Genomic DNA, 20684 nt, shown 5'->3' with positions numbered 1-20684 from the left:
CTGGAAAGACCATGACCGACAAACGAACACTCACCACGGCCGGCGTCCCGGCCGATGACACATCCGCCACCGACACCTTGGATCTCACGGTCCCCGACGTCGTCGAACTCAACAGCCCACGCGAGGGCGTGCCCTTCGTCATTTCCAGCGATTCCGGCCTCCAGCGCTGCGCCGACGCCCTGGCCGCCGGCTCCGGCCCCGTGGCGGTCGACGCCGAACGCGCCTCCGGATTCCGCTACGGCCAGCGGGCCTTCCTGGTGCAATTGCGCCGCGAAGGAGCCGGCACCTGGCTCATCGACCCGGAGCCGTTCCAGGATCTCGCCCCCCTGCAGGAGGCGCTCCAGGACGTCGAATGGATCCTGCACGCCTCCACCCAGGACCTTCCGTGCCTCCACGAGCTGGGCATGTGGCCGTCAGCTCTGTTCGACACGGAACTCGCGGCCCGGCTGGCGGGCCTGCCCCGGGTGGGCCTGGCCGCCGTCATCGAGCAGCTGCTGGGATTCCGTCTGGCCAAGGAGCACTCCGCCGCCGACTGGTCCACCCGCCCCCTTCCCGAACCCTGGCTCACGTACGCCGCACTGGACGTGGAAGTCCTCATCGAGCTGCGGGAGGAGCTCCTGGAACTCCTGGAGGAACAGGGCAAGCTGGGCTTCGCGCAGGAGGAGTTCCAGGCCATCCTGGATGCCGGGATCGCCCCGCCGAGGACGGATCCCTGGCGCCGCACCTCCGGGATGCACCAGATCCGCGACCGCCGCCAGCTGGCCGCGGTCCGTTCCCTCTGGCAGGAGCGCGAGGACCTGGCCAAGAAGCGGGACGTGGCGCCCGGCCGGCTCCTGCCCGATTCGGCGATCATCGCCGCTGCACGCGCCATGCCGGGGACGGTGCCACAGCTGATCGCGACGCGCGGTTTCGACGGCCGCGCCGCCCAGCGCGAAGCGCCGCGCTGGCTGCGGGCACTCATGGCGGCACGGGACACCGAAGACCTCCCACCGCTGCACGTGCCCAGTAACGCCCCGCCGCCGCCGCGGGCCTGGGTGGACAAGGAGCCTCTGGCCGCCGCCCGGCTGGCCACCGCCCGGACGTCTCTGGGATCCCTGGCCGAACAGTGGTCCATGCCGGTGGAGAACCTCCTCACCCCGGATCATCTGCGGCGTCTGATCTGGCGTCCGCCGGCCGAGCTCACCGCGGATGCCGTGGACGCCGCCCTCGCCGGGCTCGGGGCGCGGCCGTGGCAGCGGAGCCTCACGGTGCCTCTCTTGGTCGATGCGCTCGTGGATCCCGAACCCCTCAAGGCCCACAGGAACACCGAGTCCTGAGCTCCTTGCCGGAATAAGTTACTCGCTAGTAACATGTGATTGACGCCACCGGACACCCTGTCCGGTCCGGCGCGGACTCAACGAGGAGCTAGCGTGAGCCACATCCGCAAGGGCCTGCTCGGCCGGGACGTCGTCTTCGTCGACGGCGTCCGTACCCCGTTCGGAAAGGCCGGGGAAAAAGGCATCTATGCCGACACCCGGGCCGACGACCTGGTGATCAAGTGCATCCGGGAACTGATGCGTCGCAATCCGCAGCTACCGGCGAAGCGCGTGGATGAGGTCGCCATCGCCGCCACCACACAGACCGGGGACCAGGGCATGACCATCGGGCGCTCCGCCGCACTGCTGGCAGGGCTCCCCCAGAGTGTGCCCGGCTTCGCCATCGACCGCATGTGCGCCGGTGCCATGACCGCCGTGACCACCACCGCCGGTGGCATCGCCAGCGGCGCGTATGACGTGGTGGTCGCGGGCGGCGTCGAGCACATGGGCCACCATCCGATCGGCGCCGTCTTCGATCCGAACCCCCGGTTCCTGGCTGAACGGATCGTCTCCCCGGACGCCCTGAACATGGGCAAGACGGCGGAGAACCTCCACGACCGCTTCCCTGCCATCACCAAGGAACGCGCGGATGCCTACGCCGCCGCGTCCCAGCGGAAGGTGGCCGAGGCCTACGCCGCCGGTGACATCCAGGCTGCCCTGGTCCCGGTCGCCAGCAAGAAGCCCGGCGCGGGCTGGACCCTGAACACCGTGGACGAGCCTCCCCGGCCCGGCACCACTGTGGAGGACCTGGCCGGCCTCCGCACGCCCTTCCGCCCACATGGTCATGTCACCGCGGGCAACGCGGCGGGACTGAACGACGGCGCGACGGCGGCCCTGCTGGCCGATGCGGACACCGCGGCGGAGCTGGGCCTTCCGGTCCGCATGCGCATGGTGTCGTTCGCCTTCGCCGGACTGGAACCGGAGATCATGGGCTACGGCCCCGTGCCATCCACGCTCAAGGCCCTGGACAAGGCCGGCCTGGGCATCGAGGACATCGGGCTCTTCGAGATCAATGAGGCGTTCGCCGTGCAAGTGCTGAGCTTCCTGGATCACTTCGGCATCGCGGACGATGATCCACGCGTGAACCGCTACGGCGGCGCGATCGCCCTCGGCCACCCGCTCGCCTCCTCTGGCGTGCGGCTCATGACCCAGCTCGCGCGCCAGTTCGAGCAGGACCCCACGGTCCGCTACGGGATCACCACCATGTGCATCGGGCTCGGCATGGGCGGCACGGTCATCTGGGAGAACCCGCACCACCCCGCATTCGGCACCGAGACCAGCGCACCGGCAGGAGAAGCAGCATGAGCCTGGACGACTACACCGCACTCGCGGAACTCTTCCCCACGGAGACCGTCACCCACTCGTACGTCAGCGACGTCGCGTTGCCCGGGGCCGGAACGCTGGCACTGGTGACCCTGGACAACGGCCTGGACCACCGCAAGCCGACCACGCTCGGCCCCAACACCCTGTTGGAACTCGGCCGCACCCTGCAGTCACTGTCGGAACGCGCGGCCCGCGGCGAGATCCAGGCCGTCGCCGTGACCGGCAAACCGTACTTCCTGGTGGCCGGTGCGGACCTGTCGGCTGTCTCCGCGCTCAAGGATCCGGAGGACGGACTTGCCATGGCACGCCTCGGACACGAGGTCTACGGCATCCTGCGCGAACTCCCCGTGCCCAGTTTCGCGTTCATCAACGGGCTGGCGCTGGGCGGCGGCCTGGAGATCGCGCTCCAGTCCGACTACCGCACGGTGAGCGCGGCCGCCGGCGCCCTCGGCCTGCCCGAAGCCTTCCTGGGCCTGGTCCCGGGCTGGGGCGGCGTGTACCTACTCCCGCGCCTGATCGGGCCGGAGAACGCCGTGAAGGTCATGATCGAGAACCCGCTCAACAACAACCGGACGCTCACCGCGGCCGACGCGGCCCGCCTCGGTGTGGCGGATGCGATCTTCGATTCGGCCGACTTCCTGGAGCAGTCCCTGAGCTGGGCCGCGCAGGTGCTCCGGGGCGAAGTCACGCCGGAGAGGGCGAACGCCGTGGACCCCACCGATCCGGAGGTCGCCGCCCGCTGGCAGGCCGCCGTCGTCGCCGGCCGGGCGTTCATCGGCAAGAAGACCTCCCATGCCTCCCCCGCGCCCGACACGGTCCTGGACCTGCTGGAGGCCAACCGGACGCAGACCCAGAACGAATCCGCCATCGCCGAATGCCAGGCGCTGGGCGGGCTCATGCAGACCGGTGAGTTCCGCTCCACCGTCTATGCCTTCCTGGACCTGGTCCAGAAGCGCGGGAAGCGGCCGGCCGGCGCGCCGGACGCCAAACTGGCCCGCCCCGTCACCAAGGTGGGCGTGGTGGGCGCCGGCCTCATGGCCGGTCAGCTCGCCCTGCTGTTCGCCAAGCAGCTCAAGGTGCCCGTGGTGATGACGGACATCGACCAGGAGCGGGTGGACCGTGGCGTCGCCTACATCCACGGCGAGGTGGACAAGCTCCAGGCGAAGGGCCGCATGGCCGAGGCCGCGGCCAACCGGACCAAGTCCCTCATCAGCGGCTCCGTGGACAAGGCGGCTTTCGTGGACGCGGACTTCGTCATCGAGGCGGTGTTCGAGGAGCTTTCGGTCAAGAAGCAGGTGTTCGCCGAGGTGGAGGCCATCGTCTCCCCCGAGTGCATCCTGGCCACCAACACCTCCAGCCTGTCCGTCACCGAGATGGCTCGGGACCTGAAGCACCCGGAGCGTCTGGTGGGCTTCCACTTCTTCAACCCAGTGGCCGTCATGCCGCTGCTGGAGATCGTCAAGGCGCCGAAGACCTCGGACGAGACCCTGGCCACCGCGTTCGCCCTGGCGAAGAACCTGAAGAAGACGGCCGTCCTGGTCAAGGACGCGGCCGCCTTCGTGGTCAACCGCATCCTGCTGCGCCTCATGGGCGAGGTCACCGACGCGTTCGACGAAGGCACCCCGGCTGACGTGGCGGACAACGCCCTGCGGCCCATGGGCCTGCCCATGACGCCGTTCACCCTGGGCGCCATGGTGGGTCTCCCGGTGGCCCAGCACGTGCAAGAGTCCCTTCACGCGGCATTCGGTGACAGGTTCCGTGTCTCCGCCAATCTGCAGGCACTGATCGACAACGGCATCAAGGGTCTCTGGGCCCCCACCGCCGATGGCGGCCAGGAGATCCCGGCCGGAACGCAGGCGCTTCTGAGCTTCGGCGGCTCCCCCTCGACGTCGGAGGAGGTCCTCCGCCGGACTGAGGACGCCCTCGCCGAGGAGATCGGTCTCATGCTCGCCGAGGGCGTCGTGGCGGCTCCGGAGGACATCGACCTCTGCATGATCCTCGGTGCCGGCTGGCCGATGTTCCTGGGTGGCATCACCCCGTACCTGGACCGGGTGGGCGCCTCGGAGCGCGTGAACGGGAAGCTCTTCCACGCGGCCTGAGCGGTTCGCAGGGGACGGCGCCCTGGCCGCACGGCCGGAGCGCCGTCCCCTTTCCACATGCCAGGCCGAGCACCACGGCATAGGCTGGTTCCATGAGCCACCGCATGCAGCCGTCCCGTCCGGAGGCCGGCCTTCTGGACCGGTTCTTCCAGATCGGCGTGATCCTCAAAGGGCTCGACGGCGTGCTGGAACTGGTGGGCGGCGTCGCCATGCTGTTCATCAAGCCTGCCCAGATCATCGAATGGGTCCGCATCCTCACCCAGCACGAACTCGCTGAGGACTCCCACGACCTGCTGGCCAACGCGCTCGTCCACGCGGCGTCGTCGTTGAACAGCTCGGCGACACTGTTCGCAGCGGTCTATCTGCTGGCCCATGGCGTGGTGAAGGTGGTCCTGGTACTTGCCGTGCTCCGCGACAAGATCTGGGCCTACCCCTGGCTGATCGCCTTCCTGGTCCTGTTCGTCATCTACCAGATCGCGGAGATGGTCCGGCATTTCACGTGGAGCATGTTCGGGCTGACCGTGTTCGATCTGCTGATCATCGCCCTGACGGTGAGGGAGTACCGCGTGCACCGGGCGCGGCGGTCCGCTCAGCGGTCGTAGCCGCCCTGCGCTCTCGCCCGGGTTCCGAGGGACCGGATCAGTTCGTCAAAGGCCTCCGCCGGGTGGTTTTCCGTCACGATCCGGGCATTGTGAGGTTCGGCCCACAGCCCCCGGAAGTCGGCCACCGTGGTGCCGGTCAGTCGCGGCGAGTCGGTCTCCACGTGGACCGTCGCCAAGCGGGTCCGGTACCGCACCCGGCCCGCCGCCACGCCGGCGGCGAAATAGTCATGGATGTGCGCCACGTAGCCCTGGCCATAGGCGCGGTGGAACTCGAAGTAGAAGCGCAGCATGTCGCTGAGGTGCCGGATGAGCGGCACCGATGCCGTACTGCGGAGTCCTTCCGGCTGGTCCGGGAGCGCGAGTTCCGGCGCCTCACAGGCTGCCTCGCGTGCGAGAGCCGAGAGGTGCTCAGGGTGCATCTCGATCCGTTCGGTCATCTCAAGGGCGCAGACCACCGGAAGTCTGTCCTCGGGCATTCCGGAGAACGCGGCGAACACTTCCGCCGCAGCGTGTGGGTCGGCATGGCTGTTCCACTCCGCCGTCGGTGTGGTGTTGCCCTGGTAGTAGTAGGACCCGCCCATGATCACGACGCCCCGGAGCAGCTCAGGCAGGCGCGGCTCGGCCCTCAGCGCCAGTGCGAAGTTGGTCAAGGGCGCGGTCAGCAGGGCGGTCAGCTCTCCCGGGCGTTCGCGCGCCGCATCGATCCAGAGGTCGACGGCGTGGCGTGGGTCGATGCCCTGATACGGGGCGGGGAGTTCCGCGTACCCGATGCCCTGCAGCCCGTGCGTCTCGGGCGTGGTCACCAGAGGAAGGCTCAGCGGCGCCCGCGCCCCGATGGCCACCGGGACCTCCGGCCGCCCGCACAGCTCCAGCAAGGCGAGATTGTTCCTGGCCACCTGAGTGGCGTCGACGTTTCCCGGAGTGCTGCTCACCGCGACCAGCTCGACCTCGGGCCGGCTGCAGAGATAGGCGAGGGCCACGGCGTCGTCGATCCCCGTATCGCAGTCCAGCAGGATGCTGACCGAGGGCTCGTCCGCCGGCATCAGAACAGAGCGACCTTGGGAACCTTCGGGAAGATCCCATCGAGTTCGGCCAGGTCCTCCGCGCTGAGGCGGGCCGTGACGGCCTGCGCGTTCTGCCGGATCTGTTCCGCCTTCGTGGCCCCGGCGATGACGCTGCTCACAGGGTCCTGCGCCAGGAGCCAGGCGAAGGCCACCTCCACCTCGGTCAGGCCCCGCTCCCGGGCGAACGCCGAATAGCGGCCCATCTGCTCCCAGTCGGCGCCGCTGACCATGTGCTTGCGCGTGTGGCTCAGGCGGGACCCTTCCGGGACCCGGTCCGGGGCGTATTTGCCGGTGAGGAAGCCGTTGGCGAGCGGGAAGTACGGCAGGACACCGAGGCCGTAGGCCCGGGAGGCCGGGAGGACCTCGAGTTCCGCGCGGCGGTCCATGAGGTTGTAATGGTTCTGGCTGGAGATGAAGCGCTCGGTACCCAGTGCGCGGGCCATGAACTCCGCCTCCGCGATCTGCCAGCCGGCCCGGTTGGAGTGCCCGATGTACCGGACCTTGCCGGAGGTCACCAGGTCATCCAGCGCCCGCAAGGTCTCCTCGACGGGCGTCAGATCGTCTGGAGTGTGGAACTGATAGAGGTCGATCCACTCGGTGCCCAGACGCTTGAGCGAGGCCTCCACGGAACGGATGATGTACCGCCGGGATCCCCGCGCCCCGTGATCGGCACCATTGACGCCCTGCATGTCCATGCCGAACTTGGTGGCGAGCACGATGTCCTCACGGCGCCCCCGGAGTGCCTTGCCGAGCATCTCCTCGCTCAGCCCCGGCGTGGCCCCGTAGGTGTCCGCGACGTCGAAGAGGGTGACCCCGGCGTCGATCGCCGCCGTGATGACCTCATCCGTGCCGTCCTGCGTGAACGTCGGGGTGTTGGGGCGGCCGAGGTTGTTGCACCCCAGGCCGATAGTGGAGACGACGAGTCCGGACGTGCCCAGTCGGCGGTATTCAGTCATGAACCTCAGCCTACCCAGAAACACGGGGTCACCGGTCGCCCAGCCGAGCCCGGCTTGCAGGCGATGGGTGACCCCGCATCCTCAGAGGCTGAAGGGCGTGCCGGGGCCGGCGGGGTGCCGGCGGCGGAAGTTCTCCGGCTCCTCCGGGGTGGCGACGGCGACGCTGAGCTTGGTGGGGTCCAGCTTCTCTTCACGGGCGACGACGGTGATCGCCTTGACGGCCTTGCCCGGCTCCGGGGAGAGCAGGAAGATGCTCAGCTTGCCGTCCGCGATGGAGCTGCTCAGCACGGTGCCGAGCCCACGCCACGCGAAGTGGCCCGTCAGCGCCGCGACGGCGCTGCGCTCCAGCGACCGGTCACGGTCCGTTCCGTCCTTGCTCTTGAGCGCGAACTGCGCCACCACACGGTGCTGCTCCCCCTCGGGGATCTCCGCGTAGCCGTCCTCGAGGCACTGGGCTGCGAAGGCCTCCAGGAGCGCCTCGGCCTCCGCCTCGGAGCTCACGGACTGCACGGAGTCCTTGCTCAGGTGGCCGACCACGCCGTGGTTGACCACGACGACGCCCTCCTCGGCTTCGTGCCACGCCTCACGGAAGCTGAGCACACCGTCCTCGTCACGGCGGTATGCGCGCAGCAGTTCAGTCATCGTTTCCTCCACGGTCCGGGATCCATTCATCGCTCCACACGCCGGCCGCCGTCGCGGCGAGACCGCGCGCAAGCCAGCGCTCCGCCACACCGGTGAACGGCGTCTGTTCGGCCTGCACGGCGGTGAGCACACGCCGGCAGGCACCTTCGGTCGCCTCCACGAGCCACGCCGGGTAGTGCATGCTCACACGGCGCTCGGCGAATTCATCCTCGTCGTCCACATAGGCCGTGCCGTCCGCCAGCAGGATCACATCGAGATCCATGTCGACCATGTGGAATTCGGTCACGGCCGGGCGGATCCGGCGGAACTCGTGGCCCACCGCCATGTCGACGTAGAGCCGGACGTCCCCAGGATGGGTGTCGTCATAGAACGTGGCCACCCAGTCGCCCTCGCGAGGGATCAGCAGGGCGTTGTGGCTGCGGGTGTGGAACGCCGCCCCCGGGCGGGAACAGAACGCCCCTGCGGCCTGGTAGACCCACCAGCCGAACTCATCCTCGCCGAGGTAGGCGCCTGGCACCACCCAATGCGCGGTCCCGTCCCATTTCCGATTGCGGGCCACGATCATCTCGCCGGGTGCGAGATCGGCCGGCTCACGCGAAACGGCATTCACAGCGCGGGGATGCTTCCCGTGGTGGGCGCCTGCTGGCCGGGGAGGGGACGTGCGAAGGGGACCTTCGTGCCGAGAACCTGCGCGACGACGTCGTGCGTCACCTGCTGTGCGGTGAGCCCCACACGGTCCAGCACCTGAGCCCGTGTCCCGTGGGAGAGGAACTCCACCGGCAGGCCGACCTCATTGAGGGCCGTGTCCACCCCGGCGGCACGCATCTCCTGACGGATCCGGGAGCCGACACCGCCGGCCCGGACGCCGTCCTCCAGGCACACCACCAGGCGGTGGCGCGCCGCAAGGGCGATGATGGACTGCGGGACCGGGAGCACCCAGCGCGGGTCCACCACCGTGGAACTGATGCCGTGCGCGGACAGCCGCTCGGAGACCTCCAGAGCGAGCTCGCTCAGCGCACCGACGGACACCAGAAGGACGTCGTTCTCCACCTGGCCCTTGGGGCGGCGGGCCAGCACGTCCACGCCGTCCTTCAGCCGCTCCACTGCCTCCACCTCGGCGCCGACCGCGCCCTTGGAGAACCGCACCACACTGGGGGCGTCCTCGATGGCGACCGCCTCGCGGAGTTCCTCCCGCAACCTGCTCGCATCGCGCGGCGCGGCCAGGTGGAGGCCCGGAACGCTCTGCACCATCGCCATGTCCCACATGCCGTGGTGGCTGGGGCCGTCGGGGCCGGTGACGCCGGCGCGGTCCAGGACGATGGTCACGCCCGCCTTGTGCAGGGCCACGTCCATGAGGAGCTGGTCGAAGGCACGGTTGAGGAAGGTCGCATAGACCGCGACGACGGGGTGCAAGCCACCGAACGCCAGGCCGGCGGCCATGGTGACCGCGTGCTGCTCGGCGATGCCGACGTCGATGACGCGCTCCGGGTGGCGCTTCTTCATCTCGTTCAGCCCGACCGGGATGAGCATGGCGCCGGTGATGCCGACGATGTCCTGGCGCTCGTCGGCGATCTGGGCGATCTCCTCACCGAACACGCTGGTCCAGGACCGCGCTCCCCCATTGCTCATGGGAAGGCCGGTCTCCGGGTCGATCACGCCGACGGCATGGAACTGGTCCGCCTCGTCCGCGCGGGCCGGCGCGTAGCCGTGGCCCTTCTCCGTGATGGTGTGGACCAGGACCGGGCCGCCGAAGTTGCGGGCCAGCTTGAAAGCCTCCTCCAGCGCCGCTTCGTCATGTCCGTCCACGGGGCCGATGTACTTCAGGCCGAGGTCCTCGAACATGCCCTGTGGGGCCCACCAGTCCTTCACGCCCTTCTTGGCGGCGTGCAGGCTCTTGTACGTGAACTGCCCCACGGTCCCGCCGTTCTGGAGGCGCTCCTTCCAGCGGGCCATGGCGCCTTCGTAGGCGGGCTTGGCACGCCAGGCGTCGATGGTCGGACGCAGCGAGGCCAGATAGTCGGCGAAGCCGCCCACGGTGGGCGCGTAGGAGCGGCCGTTGTCATTGACGACGACGACGACCTTGCGGCTCTTGTCCGCCGCGATGTTGTTCAGGGCCTCCCAGGCCATGCCTCCGGTGAGGGCGCCGTCACCGATCACGGCGACCGTGTAGCGGTCATGCTCACCGTTCAGGGTGCGGGCGCGCGAGATACCGTCCGCCCAGGAGAGGGAGGAGGAGGCGTGGGAGCTCTCCACGATGTCGTGCACCGATTCGCCGCGGTCCGGGTAGCCGGACAGGCCGCCTTGCTGGCGCAGGGTGGAGAAGTCCTGACGGCCGGTCAGGAGCTTGTGCACATAGGACTGGTGCCCCGTGTCGAAGATGAGGGAGTCCACCGGTGAGTCGAAGACCCGGTGCAGGGCGATGGTCAGTTCCACCACGCCCAGGTTCGGGCCGAGGTGTCCTCCGGTCTGCGAGACGTTCGCGATGAGGAACTCACGGACCTCCTCCGCCAGGGCGGTCAGCCCGTCACGGTCCAGTCGCTGCAGGTCACGCGGTTCCCGGATACCTTCCAAAATGCCCAAAGGCTTCTCCTTCTCCCGCCGGTGTGCCTTCCCACTTTACCGCCAAGAGGCGGGCGGCGAAGGCAACACGGGCTTCTACGGCGGAAGACCCCGACAGGCATGGCGCCTGGCGGGGTCTTCCTGTGACGGGATCCTGAAACGGATCAGGCCGCCGAGATCTGGCGCAGCACGTACTGATAGGTGCTTCCAATACGCGGTAGTTTGGATGGACTTTCACGAATCTGGGCCGTCTAATCAGTATCTACGCTCAAGATCGACCAAACGCCTATGCTTAGCGACCAAGTTGACTGTAGACGTCAACATCAACTGCCGCTTCGGCAGCACCTGGACGTGCTCGGAACTACCGGTCGACCTGCTTCATTAGCGGCTCTTGCCGCGGTGCGTCCGGGGACACTCCGGCTGCTTTGGACGGGCGAATACGCACCACTAGCAATGCTCTTGTCGAACCCTGCGCAAGCTGCGAGACCGGTCAACCATTGGATCTCGGCCCTTACCCACGGGCACGCCATGCAAGCGATCGTCTCGCATGCATGGCGCGCTCGACCCTCAGCAAGTGCTCCACGGTCTCCGGGTAGATTCCGGAACCGTTGGCTACCCGAGCGTTCGTCCCCTGCCTCGCAGGCACGCACCAAGTCCTTACGCAGTTATTTGGGAAACAGTTTCGGCATAAGTCCATCCGTCCAGCCCGACTCCCAAACGACCAGACACCTCGAATGTCACCTATCGGCGCAGCTGCCCCCAGTTTCTTCTTCACGGCGAAGACGAAAATAGAGTTGCCATGTTTCCTCGAGGACGCTTTTCCACCAGATTTGGTGCTCTTCCTCCAACGCGAAGTACCCGAGCATCTGCGCCAGCACCAGGTCGCTCGTCGCAATCAGATGGCCAACATACTCGAGCACTACCGTTCGAGGACGAATGTATCCGACTTCGTTCTTTGGGGAAACGTGAATGAACTGGGCCGTCCCGGGAGATTCAGCGTGCGCAACCGCCGAAAGCTGTGAATAGGAAGCTCGTCCCTTGGCATCGGGGGTGCTGTCGTTGATCACAGCCGTTGCCAGAGTCGTGATCGAGACTTTGTGCTCCGAGTGCTTCTTCTTGTCGTACACAACGCCGTGTTCACCGAGGAGCGCTTTAAGTTCGGCGATGTGCTCATCCTTTTCGACTGGCTCTCCACTGACACGACGAAATTCGCTGTGAGCCGCAGAACCTTCAACTTCAGTAATGGCCAGACGCAATTGCTTGACCACGAGCGCTTCAGCGGTGTCTGTTTGGAGGAGGAAGTGCGCTTTGCCGAACGCTTCGATCGCGCCTCGGGCTAGCGTGGCCAACGACATCGCCGGTCCGCCGCTTCCCACTGTTAGAACTGCGGCGAAGGCACGCAGGTGATCCTGCGCCGTGAAACAGGAGAATGCAACGGCTTCCTGAGCACGGCGGATGCAGGAACCACCGGCCGGAAACGCGCTGTTCGCTGGATCATTCACATCTTCCTCGGCACGAGAACCGCCCCTCAGACCCAAGCCAACCGCCTGGTTCGTGATGTCGGAAACAGCCCGAGCCAGGTTGTTGAGCATGGTCGCGATCACCAGGCATTCTCTATTGGTTAGGTCGCGTCCAGCCGAAACTTGATCGGCGGGAAGAACAACTTCTGCCATGGATGGCTCCTACCTCGAAGGGCTCTCGTGCTTCCAGATCGCCCGGTCCAATGCACGGGGCGTGACCGAGAGCTCCGCCGCAGCGAGCTGGAGCAGTTCGCGGGTCCGTGCTGCCGTGAGCTTCTTGCCGCCACCGAGCGCACGCTTGAGATAGCGCTGGACCATCACGTCCGGCTTCGTTTCTGAAGTGACTCCCGCGTTCATGATCAGGTACGACCATGCCAGAGGGCCGAAGCCTTTGACCGAGCGCCATGCCCTCTCTGCAGATGAATCGTCGCCTGCCACAGCATTTCGAAGCTGCTCCGCGGTGGTCACCGGCGCCTTCAGTGCCGCGAGCTTGGTCAGACCTTCATAGATGCCCTCGGGCCGCACGCGCATCGTTCCCGGTAGCTTGCTCTTGTTGTCCAGTACGGCGGCAGCGAAGGTAACAGGTCCGCCTGCCGCGTCCATTGCAGCGATCAGGTCCAGCCCACTGTCAGTGTTTGCAGTGGGGCGCAGCGCCCGGTACTGGTCGAGGACATTGTTCGCTGCGGCCGTGCTCGCTCGCAAGGAGTACGAAGAGTTCAGCGCGCACAGCGCGAGCGAGTCCGGGAATTCGACTGGCGGCACCCAATTCGCCGGGTCGCCAAGATCAACCGCGATTGCCTCCACGAGGACATTCAATTCGATCATGCCCGGATCATATCCGGCACCTCCGACACATTCGTGTCCAAGACGGGGCGGTCCTGGCCAAGCATCGGCCGTCAATGACTAGCGTGCAGCTATCTGTCGGAGCTCCTGATTAGGCTTGAGTCATCGTCACTCGTACAACAAGGGGAATCCACATGGGAAGCAGTGTCTACGGCAAGGGCTACTACGACGGCAAGGCCGACGGCGTCACCGAGGCGCACAAGGAAGACGCATTGCTAGCGGCCGTTGTAGGCGGTGTGGCGGTGATTGGAGTACTGGCCTACAAGGGTTACAGCTGGGGCAAGGGCAAGATTGAGGAACGATCCGCCACCAAGGCTGAGGAGCGCCTGCGCAATGCGGAGGCCATGGCCCAGCCCCATGAGATTGAAGACCCCGAGGGCACGAACGGCACTGCTGCGGCGACGCGCTGAAGAGTGGAAACCGGAGGCCTCTGAATTTGAGCCTCCCGGTTGCAGATGCAACCGGGAGGCTGTGGGCATCATCAATGGAAGTTGCCGTTGCATAAGGGACAGTCATGAGTTGGTTCAGCAAGAAGAAGCTTGCGGTAGGGTGGCACGCCACTGAGGATCGAGAGGTGCTCCGCTTCTTCGACGGCGCAGAATGGAAGGGAACTGCCCGCCTCAGTGCCTTGGACGAGATGGGTCCGCTGCCATTCACTGAAGAAGCGCGTGCGGCAAAGACGCTCAGCGAGCTGATCGCTCGCCAACATCAAGCGGCGCAGACGGTCGCTTCTGCGACGAAGTCGCTCGAGCAACTGGGTGCAGAACGGACTTCGCTTGAGCGTCAGATTGAAGACCTCCGAGCCCAGCAATCCGACATAGTTGCTGAGAAGTACCTCGAGGAGATCAACCTCAGAGACTTCCCGACCGTCGCGGATGGAGTGTCGAAGATCGCCGAAGCTCTCAAAGATCTCCGCGCCCAGACCAAGCAGCTTGTTCGGGACGGTGGCGCAATATCCACGCACGCGGGTCTGGCAGCCTTCTTCGACACGAAAGCTGGTGTCGATGACCCGGTGTGGAGGGAACTGCGCAAGGACATCTCGACGTTGCTCCTGGGAATTTTCAACGCCGAGTGCGAGGCTGCGACACGGGCGATGCGGTCCTGGGCAAGCCTCAACACGGCCGGAGATCGCATCAATGCGGTTCATCTCAAGCTTCAGAGGGCTGCGATGGCTCTTGGCATCGGCATCTCTGAGGAGTATTTCCATCTCAAACATGAAGAGACCGCTCTTGTGTGGAACCACCTCGCGGCTAAAGCCATCGAACGCGCTGAAGCTCGGGCCGCCCGCGAACGGCTGAAAGAAGAGACCCAGGCTCAGGTGGACTACGAGCTTGCTCTGGACGGTTTGGACAAGGAGCTGGATCACTACTTGAAGATGCTGGCTGAGATGAAGCGCCGCTCTGATCCTGATGGCGTCCTGCGTTTCGAAGCTCTGATCACGGATACTCAGGCCCGGATTTCAGACATCCGCGAACGTTCGGCCAACATCCGAGTTGGGTACGTCTACGTCATCTCCAACATCGGCAGCTTCGGTGAAGGCATCGTCAAGATCGGACTGACCAGACGGCTCGAACCTATGGACCGGGTCCGTGAGCTCAGCAACGCCTCTGTGCCGTTCCGGTACGACGTTCACGCGATCATTTTCTCGAGGGATGCAGTGTCCCTGGAGACCAGGCTGCACCACCACTTTGACGATCGCAGGATTAACCGGGTCAACCGCCGGCGCGAGTTCTTCCGAGCAACGCCTCACGAGGTACTGGAGGCATTGAAGGCTCACGAAGTAGATGTGGTCGAGTGGATCGAGGATCCCGATGCGCAGGAGTTTCGCCTCACACAGGATCAGGAACGGCTTGAATTGAAGTCAACGATGACTTAGGCAGGAGGACTGCTGCGCTTAGGGCGTGTCTGATAATTGTCGGGTCCAGGCGATAGCGGCTTGGATGAGGACGGCGGCTCGGTAGATGATGGCGTGCTTGTCGTAGCGGGTGGCAAGGGCTCGCCATTGCTTGACGTTGCAGAAGCGGCGTTCGATCACGTTGCGGTTCTTGTAGTCGGCCCGGTCCAGCCCAACCGGGCGTCCGCCGCGTGGTCCGCGCCGTTTCCGGTGTCCTTTCTGATCATCCGGTTCCGGGATGACGGCCTTGATTCCGCGGCAACGCAGGTGGGTTCGGATCGCCCGGGATGAATAGGCCTTATCGCCCCGGAGCGCGTCCGGACGGGTGCGTGGGCGCCCCTTGGCCCGGCCAACGCGCAGCTGCTCCATCAGAGGCAGAAGCATCGGCGAATCGCCCGCTTGCCCGGGCGTGATCAGCGTGAGGCGCGGCAGCCCGTTACCATCGACCAACTGATGGATCTTCGTCGATAAGCCACCCCGGGACCGGCCAATCCCGTGATCAGCAGGCTCGAGGCGCAGATTCGTGTAATTCGATCCATCCCCCCGTGGTGCGGGTGGTGTTCGTCACGTGTTGATGCGCCCGGGCGACGGTGGAATCCACCGACAAGGACCAGTCAATGAGACCGGCAGCATCCGCGGCAGTGGTGAGCCTGCCCAGCACCCGGTCCCACGTCCCGTCGCTTGCCATGCGATGATGCCACGTCCACACCGTCTGCCACGGCCCGAACACCTCCGGCAGATCACGCCACGCGATCCCACACCGGTACCGGTAAATGATCCCTTCCAACATCATCCGGGCATCCGAGAACGGCCTGCCCTTCCGGCCCGTCGGACGCGGCAACATCGACTCGATCAACGACCACTGAGCATCCGAGAGCAACTGAAAACGAGACACACCCCAAGACTCCCAGACAACCCCGAACCTATTTATCAGACACACCCTAAATCAGGGACCACCATCGAGGTGGTCCCTGCTTAGAAAATCTCAAGCGCCAAGTTGGCGCAGGTTCTTGTAGGCGGTGTCCTTGGAGAACGAGTCCTTGACCCGCTCGAACAGTGTCTCCATAGCCCGATCAGCCTGCTCGGGGGTGAGGGAAATGTCGTCACTGATCATGGAGCCTCCCCCGAGGTCGATACGGATGTCGGCATCCGCACGACTTACCCGGGCCTTCTTGTCTCGACCCTTCGAGACCTTGATTGTCGCCATTTCAACCTCCTTCGTTGAGAAGAGTCTACGGGTTCGACCATAGCTTAGATAGACATCGCCAGGCCTTCCGAGGCAGAAGTTTGACTGCGACACCTGCCCTTCGAGCGTGTCGTCCGAGGCTGATCCAGGCTTTGGCGATTCTACGAGGTCCGTTCGTCATATAAACGATGAGGAGCACGATGAGCGCACAGGCAGCGATGGGAACACAGGTCCACACCGCATCCCTAGCCCACTTCTCCAGCGGGAAGGCGACGGCTACGCCGGCCCCAATGAGAACGGCGGTGCAGAACATCAGGATCAACCGTAGGGGCAGGAGCAGCGTTGCAAGCGTCCTGTGTTCCGGGGCCCGTGCCATCCAGGACAGGAACAAGGCGGGGCCCACGAGAATGAGCGATACGGCTTGGGCCGGAAGGGTTTTTGGCTCCAGGACCTTCCAGCCCCAGAACTTCTCCCCTGCCACGAACAGCGCAAACGCGGCCAGGGCCACGACGGCAACGACGGTGAACGAGAGGATACCTGCGCCTGCGGGAGCGACCCTCACCCGGACAAAAGCACCCGATGTCGAGCGGAGGGGTGTGAACGCGACGTGGGCGCTTGCCCGCGGATCCTCAGGTGCGTCGACAAGTGGGGTCCTCACAGGCTCGCCGGCGAACGTCTCGATAACTTTGAGTTGTTTGACGATAAGGCCGGCAGGGGCTTCGAATTCCACATGCTGACTCCGGGCGAGACCCACGTCAGGCATGGTGAAGTCGATCACTCCGATCCGGTTCCAATGTGACGGAGTAGGCAGGTCGCGGTCATAGGAGAACTTGAGGACCACCCGCTGGCCGACGAGCTCGGAGTCGAGTACAGCGACCAGCAGGAAATGGTCCAGAAAGCCCTTGGCGATCTCCTCGATGAGTTCCGACACGTCGTCTGGGTAGCCCATTTCCTCTGCCGCCGCTAAAATCCCCGCTTCCAGGCGTCTTCTTTCTTCATCGCTGTCAGTTCCTGGCTGGAACGACACGACCTCCTTCAGGAGGTCGAAGAGATCCGTGTCATATCCCGCGGCCAACCCTCCAGGGGTGGTGTCGAGCATGAAGAGGAGCATCTCGGCCGAGAGCATTGAGTTGTCCTTGGCCCCGAGAATGGGCAACGGATGACCTGACGGGTCCTTGGCGGTGACCTTGCGTAGAGCGCCCTTCTCGATGAGCGCTAGGGGAACGAGGATTTGCTTCTGCGCATTTGTCAGGGGAACCGGCAGGTCGGCTGGCGCAGTCACATCGAATGAAACGGAACGGCGGGTCGTACCGCTTTGCCCGAGGACCAGCGAATCAACGCGGCGGTGAATCCACTTTGCGGAGCCGAGAAAGAGCATCGCCAGTGGACCTCCGCGGGAAACGTCGTCCTTGATAGTGGGCCAATCAATCGCCTCGGTCACCCAATCACCCTACTGACCTTGTCCGATACTTCCCGGTAGCGCAGGATCCGTGTCGAAAGCCGCGAGGTCTCGGCGTGGCGACCACAAGTGCCCACCGGGCCGAAGGGTAACGGGCATTCGTGCAATATTTTCATCGTCAGTCCTCGGAAACGCATTTATCACTAGATCCTCTGGTATCCGAGTTGATCGGCTTCAGGATCTCTGATTTGTCCTAGCGCTTCCCGATGGAATCTTTGCCGGCGCTGGCCGCAGCCGCGTTACTCTGGAGAGAATCTCATGCAATCCTGAACTCAAGCAACTCTTCCGCCCACAAGCGAAAGAGCCCTGCCCCCGGGACATCCCGAGGACAGGGCTCTATTTCGCTATGTTCAGCTACCGCTGATTTGCCGCAGCACGTACTGCAGGATGCCGCCGTTCCGGTAGTAGTCGGCCTCACCGGGGGTGTCGATGCGGAGCACCGCGTCGAAGGACTTCGCAGAGCCGTCCTCCGCCGTCGCGGTGACCTTCAGCGTCTTCGGCGTGACACCCTCGTTCAGCTGGGTGACCCCGGAGATCGAGAACGTCTCCGTGCCGCTGAGGCCAAGGGTCGAGGCGTTCTCGCCGGCCGGGAACTGCAGCGGCAGCACGCCCATGCCGATCAGGTTCGAGCGGTGGATGCGCTCGAAGCTCTCGGTGATGACGGCCTTGACGCCCAGCAGCGCGGTGCCCTTGGCGGCCCAGTCACGGCTGGAGCCGGAACCGTACTCCTTGCCGCCCAGGACCACCAGCGGGGTGCCGGCGGCGCGGTAGTTCTCCGCGGCGTCGTAGACGTAGGCCTGCGGGCCGTCAGCCTGGGTGAAGTCACGGGTGAACCCGCCCTCCACGCCGGCACCATCGTTGAAGTCCGCGAGCAGCTGGTTCTTGATGCGGATGTTCGCGAAGGTGCCGCGGATCATCACCTCGTGGTTGCCACGACGGGAACCGTAGGAGTTGAAGTCCTTGCGCTCCACACCGTTGGCCAGCAGGTACTGGCCCGCCGGGGTGTCCGACTTGAAGGAGCCGGCCGGGGAGATGTGGTCCGTGGTGACGGAGTCGCCGAGCTTCAGGAGCACCCGGGCGCCCTCGATGTCGGAGACGGGATCCGGCTGGGCCTTCATGCCCTCGAAGTACGGGGGCTTCCGGACGTAGGTGGAAGCGTCCGCCCAGGCGAAGGTGTCGCCCTCAGGGGTGTCGATGGCGCGCCAGCGGTCGTCGCCGTCGAACACTCCGTCGTAGCCCTTGGTGAACATGTCCTTGTCGATCGAGGAGTCGATGACTTCCTGGACCTCCGTCGGGGACGGCCAGATGTCCTTGAGGAACACCTCGTTGCCGTCCTTGTCCGTGCCCAGGGCATCGGCGTCGAAGTCGAAGTCCATGGAACCGGCCAGGGCGTAGGCGATGACCAGCGGCGGGGAGGCCAGGTAGTTCATCTTGACGTCCGGGTTGATGCGGCCCTCGAAGTTGCGGTTGCCGGAAAGCACCGCGGTGACGGAGAGGTCGTTGGCCTGGATGGCCTCGGAGATCTCGGTCTCCAGCGGGCCGGAGTTGCCGATGCAGGTGGCGCAGCCGTAACCGACGATGTAGAAGCCGAGCTTCTCCAGGTATGGGGTCAGACCGGACTTCTCGTAGTAGTCGGTCACCACCTTGGAGCCCGGCGCCACGGAGGTCTTGACCCACGGCTTGGACACCAGGCCCTTGTCCACGGCATTGCGTGCGAGCAGGGCGGCTGCCAGCATCACGGACGGGTTGGACGTGTTGGTGCAGGAGGTGATCGAGGCGATCGACACGGCACCGTGGTCCAGCTCGAACTTCCGGCCATCGGCCATCTCCACCAGCACCGGCTTGGACGGGCGTCCGTTGGAGCCGTTCGCCGCGGAGGCCACCACGGCGTCCGCCTCGACGTGGGCGTCGGCGTGCGTGAACGACGGCGAATCAGAGGCCGGGAAGGACTCGTCCAGGGACTCGTCCACGCTGCCGTCGGTGATGCTGACGTAGTTGTGGATGTCCTTGCGGAACTGCTCCTTGGCGTCCGTCAGCTCGATGCGGTCCTGCGGGCGCTTCGGGCCGGAGATGGACGGCACCACGGTACCGAGGTCCAGCTCGAGGAACTCGGAGAAGCGGAGCTCGCGGGACGGGTCGTGCCAGAGGCCCTGCTCCTTGGTGTACGCCTCGACCAGGGCGATGTTCTCCTCGCTGCGGCCGGTCAGGCGCAGGTAGTCGAGCGTGACGTCGTCGATCGGGAACATGGCGGCCGTGGAGCCGAACTCCGGGCTCATGTTGCCGATGGTGGCGCGGTTGGCCAGCGGCACGCTGGCGACGCCCTCGCCGTAGAACTCGACGAACTTGCCGACCACACCGTGCTTGCGCAGAATGTCGGTGATGGTGAGCACGACGTCGGTGGCGGTGACGCCGGCGGGGATCTCACCGGAGAGCTTGAAGCCCACCACGCGCGGGATCAGCATGGAGACCGGCTGGCCGAGCATCGCGGCCTCGGCCTCGATGCCGCCGACGCCCCAGCCGAGCACACCCAGGCCGTTGACCATGGTGGTGTGGGAGTCGGTGCCCACACAGGTGTCCGGGTAGGCACGCAGCACGCCGTCGACCTCGCGGGTCATGATGGTGCGGGCCAGGTACTCGATGTTGACCTGGTGCACGATGCCGGTGCCCGGCGGGACGACCTTGAAGTCGTCGAAAGCCGTCTGGCCCCAGCGGAGGAACTGGTAGCGCTCACCATTGCGCTGGTACTCGATCTCCATGTTGCGCTCCAGGGCGCCGGAGTTGCCGAAGGCGTCGATCTGCACCGAGTGGTCGATGACCATCTCGGCCGGGGCCAGCGGGTTCACACGCTTGGGATCGCCGCCGAGCTCCTTGACGGCCTCACGCATCGTGGCGAGGTCCACCACGCACGGAACGCCGGTGAAGTCCTGCATGATCACGCGAGCGGGCGTGAACTGGATCTCGGTGTCGGGTTCGGCCGTCGGGTCCCAACCGGCCAGGGCGCGAACGTGGTCGGCCGTGATGTTGGCGCCGTCCTCCGTCCGAAGAAGGTTCTCCAGGAGAACCTTGAGGCTGTAGGGAAGGCTCTCTGCGCCCTCCACAGAGTTCAGCCGGAAGATTTCATAATCGGCGTCGGCGACGTTCAATACGCCCTTCGCGCCGAAGCTGTCCACAGTGCTCATATA

At 65.6% G+C, this 20684-nt stretch carries 17 protein-coding genes; 6 read left to right on the top strand and 11 right to left on the bottom strand.

Annotation, left to right across the window (positions count from 1 at the left end):
- Positions 1-11 precede the first annotated feature (11 nt).
- From Q9R02_RS01755 to Q9R02_RS01740, 4 genes are all read left to right on the top strand, one after another.
- Positions 12-1316 (top strand): HRDC domain-containing protein, encoded by a 1305-nt coding sequence (locus Q9R02_RS01755; RefSeq protein ID WP_305994917.1) that lies wholly within the window; start codon positions 12-14, stop codon positions 1314-1316.
- 93 nt (positions 1317-1409) lie between these two features.
- Positions 1410-2660 carry a thiolase family protein gene (locus tag Q9R02_RS01750; RefSeq protein ID WP_305994916.1) on the top strand — a complete coding sequence of 417 codons (1251 nt, stop codon included), beginning with the start codon at positions 1410-1412 and terminating at the stop codon, positions 2658-2660.
- Positions 2657-4777, top strand: a complete 2121-nt coding sequence (locus Q9R02_RS01745; protein WP_305994915.1) for a 3-hydroxyacyl-CoA dehydrogenase NAD-binding domain-containing protein — start codon at positions 2657-2659, stop codon at positions 4775-4777. Before Q9R02_RS01750 ends, Q9R02_RS01745 begins: the two co-directional genes overlap by 4 nt.
- A gap of 92 nt (positions 4778-4869) precedes the next feature.
- On the top strand, positions 4870-5379 hold the full coding sequence (locus Q9R02_RS01740) for a DUF2127 domain-containing protein (protein WP_305994914.1): 510 nt from the start codon (positions 4870-4872) through the stop codon (positions 5377-5379).
- On the opposite strand, the gene Q9R02_RS01735 is transcribed toward Q9R02_RS01740, so the two are convergent.
- From Q9R02_RS01735 to Q9R02_RS01705, 7 genes are all read right to left on the bottom strand, one after another.
- The gene (locus Q9R02_RS01735) at positions 5367-6422 is read right to left on the bottom strand and encodes a nucleoside hydrolase (RefSeq protein WP_305994913.1); all 1056 of its coding nucleotides are present in this window, start codon (positions 6420-6422) and stop codon (positions 5367-5369) included. The genes Q9R02_RS01740 and Q9R02_RS01735 overlap by 13 nt on opposite strands.
- Positions 6422-7399 carry an aldo/keto reductase gene (locus Q9R02_RS01730; protein WP_305994912.1) on the bottom strand — a complete coding sequence of 326 codons (978 nt, stop codon included), beginning with the start codon at positions 7397-7399 and terminating at the stop codon, positions 6422-6424. Before Q9R02_RS01730 ends, Q9R02_RS01735 begins: the two co-directional genes overlap by 1 nt.
- Before the next feature lie 81 nt (positions 7400-7480).
- Positions 7481-8041, bottom strand: coding sequence for a hypothetical protein (locus Q9R02_RS01725; protein WP_305994911.1), 561 nt, complete (start codon positions 8039-8041; stop codon positions 7481-7483).
- Positions 8034-8651: a DUF402 domain-containing protein gene (locus Q9R02_RS01720; protein ID WP_425279189.1), complete on the bottom strand. Its 618-nt coding sequence runs from the start codon at positions 8649-8651 to the stop codon at positions 8034-8036. Before Q9R02_RS01720 ends, Q9R02_RS01725 begins: the two co-directional genes overlap by 8 nt.
- Positions 8648-10621: a 1-deoxy-D-xylulose-5-phosphate synthase gene (dxs, locus tag Q9R02_RS01715; RefSeq protein ID WP_305994910.1), complete on the bottom strand. Its 1974-nt coding sequence runs from the start codon at positions 10619-10621 to the stop codon at positions 8648-8650. Before dxs ends, Q9R02_RS01720 begins: the two co-directional genes overlap by 4 nt.
- 716 nt (positions 10622-11337) lie before the next feature.
- Positions 11338-12273, bottom strand: coding sequence for a hypothetical protein (locus tag Q9R02_RS01710; protein WP_305994909.1), 936 nt, complete (start codon positions 12271-12273; stop codon positions 11338-11340).
- 9 nt (positions 12274-12282) lie between these two features.
- Positions 12283-12945, bottom strand: a complete 663-nt coding sequence (locus tag Q9R02_RS01705; RefSeq protein WP_305994908.1) for a DUF8548 family protein — start codon at positions 12943-12945, stop codon at positions 12283-12285.
- A 152-nt stretch (positions 12946-13097) separates the two neighbouring features.
- Between Q9R02_RS01705 and Q9R02_RS01700 the strand changes: the two genes are divergently transcribed.
- Together Q9R02_RS01700 and Q9R02_RS01695 are read left to right on the top strand one after the other, a co-directional pair.
- The gene (locus Q9R02_RS01700) at positions 13098-13373 is read left to right on the top strand and encodes a hypothetical protein (RefSeq protein ID WP_305994907.1); all 276 of its coding nucleotides are present in this window, start codon (positions 13098-13100) and stop codon (positions 13371-13373) included.
- Positions 13374-13477: 104 nt separating this feature from the next.
- The gene (locus tag Q9R02_RS01695) at positions 13478-14839 is read left to right on the top strand and encodes an SNIPE associated domain-containing protein (protein WP_305994906.1); all 1362 of its coding nucleotides are present in this window, start codon (positions 13478-13480) and stop codon (positions 14837-14839) included.
- 18 nt (positions 14840-14857) lie between these two features.
- Here Q9R02_RS01695 and Q9R02_RS01690 read toward each other — a convergent pair.
- The 4 genes from Q9R02_RS01690 to acnA all read right to left on the bottom strand — a co-directional run bounded on the left by Q9R02_RS01690 (position 14858) and on the right by acnA (position 20681).
- Positions 14858-15752, bottom strand: a protein-coding gene (locus Q9R02_RS01690; RefSeq protein WP_305994905.1) for an IS5 family transposase whose coding sequence is annotated in 2 segments (ribosomal slippage) — positions 14858-15394 and positions 15396-15752 — 894 coding nt in all. Because the reading frame shifts where the segments join, the coding sequence is not laid out codon by codon here.
- Positions 15753-15842: 90 nt separating this feature from the next.
- Positions 15843-16064 carry a hypothetical protein gene (locus Q9R02_RS01685; protein ID WP_305994904.1) on the bottom strand — a complete coding sequence of 74 codons (222 nt, stop codon included), beginning with the start codon at positions 16062-16064 and terminating at the stop codon, positions 15843-15845.
- A gap of 25 nt (positions 16065-16089) precedes the next feature.
- Positions 16090-17484 (bottom strand): Rossmann-fold NAD(P)-binding domain-containing protein, encoded by a 1395-nt coding sequence (locus tag Q9R02_RS01680; protein WP_305994903.1) that lies wholly within the window; start codon positions 17482-17484, stop codon positions 16090-16092.
- Positions 17485-17852: 368 nt separating this feature from the next.
- Entirely contained in the window at positions 17853-20681 is a 2829-nt protein-coding gene (gene acnA, locus Q9R02_RS01675) for an aconitate hydratase AcnA (RefSeq protein WP_305994902.1), read from the bottom strand.
- Positions 20682-20684: the final 3 nt, after the last annotated feature.

The sequence above is a fragment of the Arthrobacter horti genome (genome assembly GCF_030731045.1).
In the GTDB taxonomy this organism is placed as follows: domain Bacteria; phylum Actinomycetota; class Actinomycetes; order Actinomycetales; family Micrococcaceae; genus Arthrobacter_E; species Arthrobacter_E nanjingensis.
The sequence above is the reverse complement of the archived record's forward strand: the minus strand, read 5'-3'. Positions and strand labels throughout refer to the sequence as shown.

What these genes read in the sequence shown, in the direction of transcription:
- Q9R02_RS01700 (WP_305994907.1), top strand. Translation starts at nt 13,098, where the DNA reads ATGGGAAGCAGTGTCTACGGCAAGGGCTACTACGACGGCAAGGCCGAC.
- Q9R02_RS01755 (WP_305994917.1), top strand. Translation starts at nt 12, where the DNA reads ATGACCGACAAACGAACACTCACCACGGCCGGCGTCCCGGCCGATGAC.
- Q9R02_RS01730 (WP_305994912.1), bottom strand. Translation starts at nt 7,399, where the DNA reads ATGACTGAATACCGCCGACTGGGCACGTCCGGACTCGTCGTCTCCACT.
- Q9R02_RS01705 (WP_305994908.1), bottom strand. Translation starts at nt 12,945, where the DNA reads ATGATCGAATTGAATGTCCTCGTGGAGGCAATCGCGGTTGATCTTGGC.
- Q9R02_RS01745 (WP_305994915.1), top strand. Translation starts at nt 2,657, where the DNA reads ATGAGCCTGGACGACTACACCGCACTCGCGGAACTCTTCCCCACGGAG.
- Q9R02_RS01710 (WP_305994909.1), bottom strand. Translation starts at nt 12,273, where the DNA reads ATGGCAGAAGTTGTTCTTCCCGCCGATCAAGTTTCGGCTGGACGCGAC.
- acnA (WP_305994902.1), bottom strand. Translation starts at nt 20,681, where the DNA reads ATGAGCACTGTGGACAGCTTCGGCGCGAAGGGCGTATTGAACGTCGCC.
- Q9R02_RS01725 (WP_305994911.1), bottom strand. Translation starts at nt 8,041, where the DNA reads ATGACTGAACTGCTGCGCGCATACCGCCGTGACGAGGACGGTGTGCTC.
- Q9R02_RS01735 (WP_305994913.1), bottom strand. Translation starts at nt 6,422, where the DNA reads ATGCCGGCGGACGAGCCCTCGGTCAGCATCCTGCTGGACTGCGATACG.
- Q9R02_RS01740 (WP_305994914.1), top strand. Translation starts at nt 4,870, where the DNA reads ATGAGCCACCGCATGCAGCCGTCCCGTCCGGAGGCCGGCCTTCTGGAC.
- Q9R02_RS01685 (WP_305994904.1), bottom strand. Translation starts at nt 16,064, where the DNA reads ATGGCGACAATCAAGGTCTCGAAGGGTCGAGACAAGAAGGCCCGGGTA.
- Q9R02_RS01695 (WP_305994906.1), top strand. Translation starts at nt 13,478, where the DNA reads ATGAGTTGGTTCAGCAAGAAGAAGCTTGCGGTAGGGTGGCACGCCACT.